Genomic DNA, 9,171 nt, shown 5'->3' with positions numbered 1-9,171 from the left:
GGCGACCCCGGCCGCTACGGCGACGAGCCGGTGCTGCTCGCGCGCCTCACCGGCTGCCCGCTGGTGGTGGGGCACGACCGCCCGGCCGCCGCGCGCGAGCTGCTGCGCCTGCACCCCGAGTGCGACGTGCTCGTCGCCGACGACGGCCTGCAGCACTACCGCCTCGGCCGCGACCTCGAGGTGGCCGTGGTGGACGCGGCCACGCTGGGCAACCGCCTGCTGCTGCCCGCCGGGCCGCTGCGCGAGCCGCTCGCGCGCCTTGCCGACGTCGACCTGGTGCTGGCCCACGGCGCGCTCGACCCCGAGCTGCGCACGGCGATCGGCGACGTGCCGGTGTTCGACATGCGGCTCGCCGGCGAGGAGGTGGTCGCGCTCGACGACCCCGCGCGCCGCCTCCCGCTCGCGGCGCTGCGCGGCCGGCGGGTGCATGCGGTGGCCGGGATCGGGCGGCCGCAGCGCTTCTTCGAGCAGCTCGCGGCCGCCGGGCTGGAGGTGGTCGCCCACGCCTTTCCCGACCATCATCGCTTCGTCGCCGCCGATCTTGCCTTCGGCGATGCGTCGCCGATCCTGATGACCGCGAAGGATGCGGTAAAATGCCGCGCTTTCGCGCCTGCCGACTGCTGGGAATACCCGGTGCGGGCGCAGATCGGTTCCGGCGCCGCCGAACGCATCCTGGAGAAACTCGAAGATGGACGCACGTCTGCTTGAAATCCTCGTCTGCCCGCTGTGCAAGGGGCCGCTCGACCACCTGAAGGACAAGCAGGAGCTGGTGTGCAAGGCCGACCGCCTCGCGTATCCGATCCGCGACGGCATCCCGGTGATGCTGGACGAGGAGGCGCGCGCGATGAGCGCCGAGGAAGTCGACGCCCTGCGCAAGTGAGCGGCGACATGGCCGCGAACTTCCGCATCGTCGTCCCGGCGCGCTACGCCTCGACGCGCTTGCCCGCGAAGCCGCTCGCCGACATCGGCGGCAAGCCGATGATCGTGCGCGTGCTCGAGCGCGTCAGGGATGCCGGCGCGAGCGAGACCTGGGTCGCCACCGACCACGAGGGCGTGCGCGACGCCGTGCAGGCCGCGGGTGGCGCGGTGGTGATGACCCGCCCCGACCACCCCAGCGGCACCGACCGCCTCGCCGAGGTCGCGCTGGCGCGCGGCTGGGCCGACGAGGACATCGTGGTCAACGTCCAGGGCGACGAGCCGCTCATCGACCCGGCCATCGTCGCCGCCGTGGCCGAGGCGCTGGCGCAGGACGCGGAGGCCGCGATCGCCACCGCCGCGCACGCCATCCACGACCCCGCCGAGGTCTTCAACCCCAACGTGGTCAAGGTGGTGTGCGACGCCGCCGGGCGCGCGCTGTACTTCTCGCGCGCACCGATCCCCTGGGCGCGCGACGCCTGGGGCGGCGGCGAGCGCGACCTGCCCGCCGGCCTGCCGGTGCTGCGCCACGTCGGCCTGTACGCCTACCGCGTCGGCTTCCTGCGCCGCTATGCGGCGCTCGAGCCCTCGCCGCTGGAGCACTGGGAGGCGCTCGAGCAGCTGCGCGCGCTGTGGCACGGCCACCGCATCCGCGTGCTCGAGCTCGACCAGGCGCCGGCCGCCGGGGTCGACACGCAGGAAGACCTGGAGCGGGTGCGCGCGATCTTCGCCGCCGGAGGGGTTTGACCACCCGGCGCGCGTCGGTTAAGTTTCGGCTGCTTATTCGATAAGGAAACGGCCATTTTCGATGGCCGGCCATTCACGGGAGGGAGTATGCGTCTGATTCTGTTGGGACCGCCGGGAGCCGGCAAGGGTACGCAAGCCAACTTCATCAAGGAGAAGTTCGGCATTCCGCAAATCTCCACCGGCGACATGCTGCGCGCCGCGGTGAAGGCGGGCACCCCGCTGGGCCTGGAGGCGAAGAAGGTCATGGATGCCGGCGGCCTCGTGTCCGACGACATCATCATCGGCCTGGTCAAGGACCGCCTGCAGCAGGACGACTGCAAGGCCGGCTACATGTTCGACGGCTTCCCGCGCACCCTCCCGCAGGCGGATGCGATGAAGGACGCCGGCGTGCCGATCGACTTCGTGCTCGAGATCGACGTGCCCGACGCCGAGATCGTCGAACGCATGAGCGGCCGCCGCGCCCACCTGGCTTCGGGGCGCACCTACCACGTCAAGTACAACCCGCCCAAGGTCGAGGGCAAGGACGACGTCACCGGCGAAGACCTGGTGCAGCGCGACGACGACAAGGAAGAAACCGTCAAGAAGCGCCTCGACGTCTACCACTCGCAGACCAAGCCGCTGGTCGAGTACTACGGCAAGTGGGCGGCTTCGGGCGACGCCAAGGCGCCCAAGGTGCGCAAGATCTCCGGTCTCGGCGCGGTGGATGCGATCACCGCGAACGCCTTCGCAGCGCTGAAGTAAGCAGCACCCCGGCCGGGCTCGCCCGGCTCCAACCGGCGCGGCCGCGCCCCCCACGGGGCGGCGGCCGCGCGTGCTTTTGAACTCGCCGCAGTGTCCGCCCGGCGCGGCGTGCGGCAACGCTCGAACGAGGCCCGGCCGATGCGCCACCAGAACCTCCTGTATGCCCACTCCGGCGGCGTCACCGCCGTCATCAACGCCAGCGCCGCGGCGGTCGTCGCGGCTGCGCGCGCCTCGGGCCGGGTCGACAGGGTGTTTGCCGCGTGGCGCGGCATCGTCGGCGTGCTCGAGGAGGCCCTGGTCGACACCGCCTGCCTGGACGAGGCGGCGCTCGCCCGCCTGGCGCGCACGCCGGGCGGGGCTTTCGGCTCCTGCCGCTTCGACCTGCCGCACGACGACGGCGGCAAGGCGATGGATCGCCTGTTCGAGGTGTTCGACGCGCACGACATCGGCTGGCTGCTCTACAACGGCGGCAACGGCTCGATGGACGCGGTCGCGCGCATCCAGGCCGAGGCCGCGCGGCGCGGCCATGCGCTGGTGTGCGTGGGCGTGCCCAAGACGGTGGACAACGACATCGTCGGCACCGACTGCTGCCCCGGCTTCGGCTCGGCGGCGCGCTATCTCGCCACCTCGATGCTGGAGGCGGGGCTCGATACGGCGTCGATGGTGGGCAGCAAGGGCAGCGTCTTCGTCATGGAGGTGATGGGGCGCAACACCGGCTGGCTCGCCGCGGCGACCGCGCTCGCCGCGCAGGGCGACCCCGAGCGCGCGCCGCACATCGTGCTGGTGCCGGAGGCCGGCTTCGACGAGGCGGCCCTCCTCGCCCGCGTGCGCGAGATCACCGAGCGGCTGGGCTATTGCGCGGTGACGGTGGCGGAGGGCATCCGTCGCCCGGACGGCAGCCTGCTGATGGAGAAGTCGCGCGACGCGCGCGGCTACGTCCAGCTCGGCGGCGCCGGCCTGGCGGTGGCGCGGCTGATCAACGAGCGCCTGGGCTACAAGTTCCACTGGGCGATCCCGGACTACCTGCAGCGCTCGGCCGGGCACTGGCTGTCGGCCACCGACCGCGCGCAGGCCGAGGCGGTGGGCAGGGTGGCGGTGGAGTACGCGCTCGCCGGCAAGGGCGGGACCATGCCGGCGATCCGTCGCCTGCGGGATGCGCCCTACCGCTGGGATGTGGCGCCGGTGGACACCGCCGCGGTGGCCAACCTGGAGCGCGGGTTGCCGGACGGCTTCGTGCGCGCCGACGGGCTGCACGTGACCGCGGCGGCCTGCGACTACATGCGCCCGCTGATCGAGGGCGAGATCGCGCCGCCGGTGGTCGCCGGCCTGCCGGACTACGGGCGCTGGGATTGGGCCACGGTGGCGCGCAGGCTGCCCGCGTGGCAGGCCTGAGGCGGGGGCACGGGCCGCGGCGTGCGCGTGCGGGGCTGCGCCCGAGCCGGTAGCGCCACTGTGCAGGGATGGATCAAGTGATGCGGAACCTCAATCTCGTCGTCGCCGGCGTTCTCTTCCTGGGCCTGCAGTGGGGCCTCGACGGCCTGCCGGATCGCGCCGGCGCCGGGCTCGCGCTGCTCGCCACGATCGCCTGGCTGTGGCTCACCGAGGCCTTGCATGTGAGCGTGACCGCGCTGCTGGTGCCCCTGCTCGCCGCCGCGAGCGGGGTGCTCGCCTTTCCCGAGGCCTTGCTGCAGTTCGCCGACCCGGTGGTCTTCCTCTTCCTCGGCGGCTTCGCGCTCGCCGCGGGCCTGCAGCGCCAGGGCCTGGACCGCTGGATGGCGGGTCAGGTGCTGCGCCGCGCGGGCGCCAGCTTCGGGCGCGCGGTGCGCTGGCTGTTCTGGCTGACGGCCTTCCTGTCGATGTGGATCAGCAACACCGCGACCGCGGCGATGATGCTGCCGCTGGCGCTCGGCCTGCTCGCGCCGCTGCCGCTCGACGAGCACCGGCGCACCTGGATGTATGTGCTGCTCGGCGTGGCCTTCTCCGCCAACATCGGCGGCATCGGCACGCTGGTCGGCAGCCCGCCCAACGCGATCGCCGCGGCGGCGGTGGGCATGGGCTTCGCCGAATGGATGAGCTGGGGCCTGCCGCTGGTGCTGGTGCTGATGCCGCTGATGGAGATCGGCCTGCGCCTGGTGCTGCGGCCGCGGCTCGACGTGATGGTGACGCCGCCGCCGGCACCGGGTGGCTGGACGACGGCGCAGCAGAAGATGCTCGCGCTGTTCGGCTTCACCGTGCTGCTGTGGGTCTTCGGCGCGCCGCTCGGCGCCGCGCTCGGCTTCGCCCAGGGCTACGACGCCGCGGTGGCGCTGCTCGCGCTGGTGCTGCTGCATGGCCTGCGCCTGGCGGGCTGGCAGGACGTGGAGCGCAGCACCGAGTGGGGCGTGCTGCTGCTCTTCGGCGGCGGCCTGACGCTGAGCAAGGCGCTCGCCGCCAGCGGCGCGGCGGCCTGGCTCGCCACCCAGCTCGGCGGTCCGCTCGCCGCGCTGCCGGCCTGGGTGTGCATCGCGCTGATGGTGCTGTTCGCGCTGCTGCTCACCGAGGTCACCAGCAACACCGCGAGCGCGGCGCTGCTCATCCCGCTCTTCCTCGGCCTCGCCCCGCACGTCGAGCGCGCGCCGCTGGCCGTGCTGGTCGCGGTCGGCACCTCGTGCGCGTTCATGCTCCCGGTTGCCACCCCGCCCAACGCGATCGTCTTCGGCAGCGGCCACGTGCCGCAGCGCATGATGATCCAGGGGGGGAGCGGGGTGACCGCGCTGGTCTACCCGGCGCTGGTGCTGGCGGCGCTGATTGCGCTTGCGTGAGGCGTGAGGAGCAAGGCGTGAGGAGCGAAGCAAGCCCTCCGGCGCCCGGCCGTCACCGAGCTGCAAGAAGGCCGCGAGCGCTGCAGCCCCCGCCGCTCCTTACACCTCACGCCTGACCCCTCACGCCGCCGCCGTTTCCCCTGCCGCCGCTCCGCGCTCCGGCATGTAGGCTGCCACCTGGCACAGGATCGCGGCGATGTAGGGGATGCACTGCAGGCACAGGATGCCGACCCACAGCTGCGTCTCGAGGTTGGCCGCGCCGCGCTGGGCGACCAGGGTGGCGGCGCCCATCAGCAGCGCGACCAGCATGCCGATCTCCTCGCGGATCGGGTTGAAGAAGGCGAGCGCGCCGCCGCCGCGCCAGCCCTTGGGCGTCACCACGAACACGCCCTTCTTCTTCACCAGACCGGCGAACACGCCGCGCGCGATCGCATGTGCGAGGCCCACCGACAGGATCGAGGCGCCGAGGATGTCCTTCCACGGACAGTCCATGGTGCGCCGGTAGAGGATGGGGCCGAGCGCGGCCTTGAAGATCATGAAGCCGAAGATCGGCAGCGCGAGCGACACCACCGGCAGGCCGAAGGCCTTCGGGAAGAGCAGGATGCCCAGGGTCCACAGCAGGCTGCCGAAGGCGAACACCAGCTGCAGCGCGTCGCCCAGCCAGGCGAACCAGCCGGTGAGGAAGTGGTAGCGCTGCGCGAGGTTGAGGGTGCTGCGCCCGATCATGTGTGGGAGGTGTGCCTTGAGGATCTGCATCGCGCCGAAGGCCCAGCGGAAGCGCTGGCTCTTGATCGCGGCGAAGCCAGAGGGGGTGAGGCCGCGGCCGAGGATGTGGTCGATGTAGCGCGTGTCGTAGCCCTTCTCGATCAGGCGCAGGCCGAGCTCGGTGTCCTCGCAGATGCACCACTCGGACCAGCCGCCGACCTCTTCCAGTGCGCGCCGGCGCACCATGGTCATGGTGCCGTGCTGGATCAGCGCGTTGCGCTCGTTGCGGTGGTGCATGCCGATGCGGAAGAAGCCGTCGAACTCCCAGTTGCACATGCGCTTGAAGGGCTGGCCCTCCCAGTCGCGGTGGGCCTGCGGCGCCTGCACGACGGCGACCTGGGGCTGGTCGAAGTGCGGCACCAGGCAGGCCAGCCAGTCGGGATCGACCACGTAGTCGGCGTCCACCACGCCCACCACCTCGGCGCGCGGGTCGGTGACCTTGAGGCCGTAGTTGAGCGCGCCGGCCTTGAAGCCGGGCCAGTTGGCGAGGTGGAAGAAGCGGAAGCGCGGGCCGAGCTCGGCGCAGCGGCGCTCGAGCGGCTTCCACAGCGCCTCGTCGCGGGTGTTGTTGTCGAGGATCAGGACCTCGAAGTTCTGGTAGTTCATCTCCGCCAGGCTGTCGATGGTGGCGATCACCATCTCGGGCGGCTCGTTGTAGCAGGCCAGGTGGATGGACACGAAGGGCTGCTGCTCGGGCGGATGTGGCGGCAGCGGGGTGAAGCGGCGCGCCCATTTCTTCTTGAACAGCACCTCGCCGAACTCGAAGCCGTGGGAGAGCAGCACCGCCGCGGTCATGCAGGTGGCGCTGATCAGCAGCACCAGGCCGATGAGGTCGCGCTGGGTGAGGTAGTACTCGACCGGCACGTTGATGCCGATGATCAGGGTCGAGATGCAGGCCTGGATCAGCGCGGCGAGGAAGAGGCGGCCACCGACGCTCCAGCCGGGCAGGAAGAAGGCGGCGAGCATCATCGGGATGAAGGCGAGCGCGGCGGCGTTGCTGGCCTTCTGCGACCAGTAGGGGTCGCGCTCGACCAAGCCCTCGAGCTGGTACTTGGCCTCGCGGTCGGCGTTGAACATGCCCCAGTAGGGGCCGGCCCAGCCTTCGACGTCCACCTTCCACGGCTGGTCGATCGCCTCCATCAGGAAGTAGTCGATGCGCGCGGTGCGCGGATGGGCGAGGAACTCGCGCACGAAGCGCGCCTGGTTGTCGAGCGAGGGGATGGCGGCGTCGATGGTCGGGCCACGGCTCGGCCAGCCGACCTCGCCGACGACGATCTTCTTGCGCGGATGCGCGCGTGCGACCTCGTCATAGCGCTGGAAGGCGTACTCCACCGCCTTGTCCACCGGCAGGCCCTCGTGATACGGCAGCAGGTGCACGGTGATGTAGTCGACGTGCTTGGCGAGTTCGGGGTAGCGCAGCCAGACGTGCCAGGGTTCGGCGGTCGACACCGGCTTGCGGATCGCCTTGCGCACCTCGTCGAGATAGACGATGAGCTCGTCCACCGTGACGTCGCCGCGCAGGATGGCCTCGTTGCCGACCATGACGCGCTCGACGTGGCGCATCTTGCGCGCCGCCTCGATCAGCCCGCTCACCTCGCGCGCGTTGGAGTCGGGGCGGGCGTCGATCCAGGCGCCGGCGGTCACCAGCATGTCGCGCTCACCGGCGAGACCGAGCAGCTCGGGCAGGTCATTGACGCCGTAGGTGCGCAGGCCGTCGGAGTAGCGCCCGAGCAGGTCGAGGTCGGAGGCGAGCTCGGCGCGCGTGGGGTAGGTCCCCTTGAGCGGGCTCTGGTCGCGCTGGAAGCCGTTGTAGGCGAAGCCCTTGATGCTCTGGTTGGTGCCGATGAATTCGGTGCTGCGGTTGAGCTGCTGCCAGATCCAGTATTGCGCGAAGGCGACCACCGCGGCGATGGCGATCGCGGTGAGGATGCGGGCTGCGAAGGAGGCGGCGTTCTTCATCGTGGTTCCTGGGCGCCGTCCTGCAGGAACGGCGCGGATGCATTGCGAGGGCCTCGTGGGCCGCGGGTCGGGGCGGGCGTGGGCGGATGCGGCCGGTGTCGCGTGCGGGCGCTGCGCTGCCGCAATCGCGGACCCGGCCGCACTGTGACAAAATGCGCGCGCCCGACGAGGCGTCCGTCCTTCACTCCGACGGCGCGCATTTTATTCGCCATTTCAGCCCCTTACGAGCCGCTCGGGGTGCCAATTTGCAACACTTTGCGCGTCTTTTCGGCGTGTGCTGATTTTGAAGGGAAAGCGTATCCCAATGCCAACTAATTTGCCCAAATATGGCGTCGCCCGTCCGCTCCTCGCCGGCCTCGTGCTGGCGGCGCTCGCGCTCTGGCTGCGCCACGGCGTGCTCGAGGCCGGCCTGCTGCCGCGCGACTGCACGGCCGCCGACGCGCCGGCGCTGGCCTGCCTGTTCAAGCAGGCCTTCGTGCATAGCTTCCTCGACCAGCGCATCGGCTGGGTGAGCCTCGCCGCGGGCGTGCTCGCCTTCGTGCGCGCCAGCCGCGGCCTGGCCTGGGCGGGCTGGCTGTGCGGGGTGGCCGGGCTGGTGCTGTACAGCTACGACCCGGCCGCGGTCGGCGCCTTACTCGCGCTGCTCGTATTGGTGCGGCCGCACCAGCAGCACGGGCAGGGCCAGGGCGAGGCCGGTGAGCAGCCAGGCGATCGCCTGCGGGTTGGCCGGCTCGCTTGACCAGCGCGCGACCACGCCGATCAGGATCACCAGCGCCAGGGTGATCTCGGCGCGCGTGGTGCCACTGCGCCACCAGCCGACGACGCCGAGCACCACCGCGGGGACGAGGTAGAGCAGGGTGGGGAAGTCGCGATAGCGCGGATCGACCCACAGCAGCAGCGCGGCGACCGCCGCCGCGAACAGCAGCAGGCCGCGCAGCATGCCGAGCGACGCGGCCTTGGAGCGCAGGCGCTCGCCACGTCGCAGGATGCGTGCGGCCAGGCCGGTTTCGGGCACGGGCTCGCCATACCAGCGCGCGAGCGTGAGCGGCAGCAGGGCGCCGAGCACGGCGACGCCGCCGAGCAGGCTCCATTCGAGCGCGTCGCGGTAGGCCAGGTGGGCGTGCTCCCAGTGCAGCACGGCGACCATGCCGCCGAGCGCGCCGGCGGCCGCGATCGCGCTCGCGCGCAGGCAGCGTGTGCGCCGGCCGGTGGCCGCGAGCAGGAAGGCGAGCACGCCGCCCAC

8 protein-coding genes and 1 pseudogene are annotated in these 9,171 nt (G+C 71.6%); 7 read left to right on the top strand and 2 right to left on the bottom strand.

Annotated elements, in window-relative coordinates; translation table 11 throughout:
* The 6 genes from lpxK to C667_RS16760 all read left to right on the top strand — a co-directional run.
* Positions 1-708, top strand: a 708-nt coding sequence (gene lpxK / locus C667_RS16785; protein WP_004370779.1) for a tetraacyldisaccharide 4'-kinase, incomplete at its 5' end; no start/stop codon positions are given.
* Positions 689-880, top strand: a complete 192-nt coding sequence (locus tag C667_RS16780) for a Trm112 family protein (RefSeq protein WP_004370777.1) — start codon at positions 689-691, stop codon at positions 878-880. The genes lpxK and C667_RS16780, both read left to right, overlap by 20 nt.
* Positions 881-888: 8 nt before the next feature.
* On the top strand, positions 889-1,662 hold the full coding sequence (kdsB, locus tag C667_RS16775; RefSeq protein WP_211207727.1) for a 3-deoxy-manno-octulosonate cytidylyltransferase: 774 nt from the start codon (positions 889-891) through the stop codon (positions 1,660-1,662).
* A gap of 87 nt (positions 1,663-1,749) precedes the next feature.
* Complete coding sequence (adk, locus tag C667_RS16770) at positions 1,750-2,403, top strand: adenylate kinase (protein WP_004370773.1); 654 nt, start codon at positions 1,750-1,752, stop codon at positions 2,401-2,403.
* Between the two features lie 138 nt (positions 2,404-2,541).
* The gene (locus C667_RS16765) at positions 2,542-3,795 is read left to right on the top strand and encodes a 6-phosphofructokinase (RefSeq protein ID WP_004370771.1); all 1,254 of its coding nucleotides are present in this window, start codon (positions 2,542-2,544) and stop codon (positions 3,793-3,795) included.
* An 80-nt stretch (positions 3,796-3,875) separates the two neighbouring features.
* A complete protein-coding gene (locus C667_RS16760) occupies positions 3,876-5,204 on the top strand; it encodes an SLC13 family permease (RefSeq protein ID WP_039921920.1) in 1,329 nt (442 codons plus the stop codon).
* A gap of 120 nt (positions 5,205-5,324) precedes the next feature.
* Here the strand turns inward: C667_RS16760 and C667_RS16755 are convergent, their stop codons facing one another.
* Positions 5,325-7,928: a glycosyltransferase family 2 protein gene (locus tag C667_RS16755; RefSeq protein WP_004370767.1), complete on the bottom strand. Its 2,604-nt coding sequence runs from the start codon at positions 7,926-7,928 to the stop codon at positions 5,325-5,327.
* A gap of 304 nt (positions 7,929-8,232) precedes the next feature.
* Here C667_RS16755 and C667_RS25130 point away from each other — a divergent pair, with 304 nt between their 5' ends.
* Positions 8,233-8,667 carry a hypothetical protein gene (locus C667_RS25130; RefSeq protein WP_245538484.1) on the top strand — a complete coding sequence of 145 codons (435 nt, stop codon included), beginning with the start codon at positions 8,233-8,235 and terminating at the stop codon, positions 8,665-8,667.
* On the opposite strand, the pseudogene C667_RS16750 reads toward C667_RS25130, so the two are convergent.
* Positions 8,560-9,171: pseudogene (locus tag C667_RS16750) on the bottom strand (glycoside hydrolase family 17 protein); the annotation flags it as partial. The gene C667_RS25130 and the pseudogene C667_RS16750 sit on opposite strands and share 108 nt — an antisense overlap.

The sequence above is a fragment of the Thauera phenylacetica B4P genome (assembly GCF_000310225.1).
In the GTDB taxonomy this organism is placed as follows: Bacteria; Pseudomonadota; Gammaproteobacteria; order Burkholderiales; family Rhodocyclaceae; genus Thauera; species Thauera phenylacetica.
This window is presented reverse-complemented; position numbering and strand designations above follow the sequence as displayed.

Coding starts and splice junctions, on each gene's coding strand:
- C667_RS16780 (WP_004370777.1), top strand. CDS start 689: ATGGACGCACGTCTGCTTGAAATCCTCGTCTGCCCGCTGTGCAAGGGG.
- kdsB (WP_211207727.1), top strand. CDS start 889: ATGGCCGCGAACTTCCGCATCGTCGTCCCGGCGCGCTACGCCTCGACG.
- adk (WP_004370773.1), top strand. CDS start 1,750: ATGCGTCTGATTCTGTTGGGACCGCCGGGAGCCGGCAAGGGTACGCAA.
- C667_RS16765 (WP_004370771.1), top strand. CDS start 2,542: ATGCGCCACCAGAACCTCCTGTATGCCCACTCCGGCGGCGTCACCGCC.
- C667_RS16760 (WP_039921920.1), top strand. CDS start 3,876: ATGCGGAACCTCAATCTCGTCGTCGCCGGCGTTCTCTTCCTGGGCCTG.
- C667_RS16755 (WP_004370767.1), bottom strand. CDS start 7,928: ATGAAGAACGCCGCCTCCTTCGCAGCCCGCATCCTCACCGCGATCGCC.
- C667_RS25130 (WP_245538484.1), top strand. CDS start 8,233: ATGCCAACTAATTTGCCCAAATATGGCGTCGCCCGTCCGCTCCTCGCC.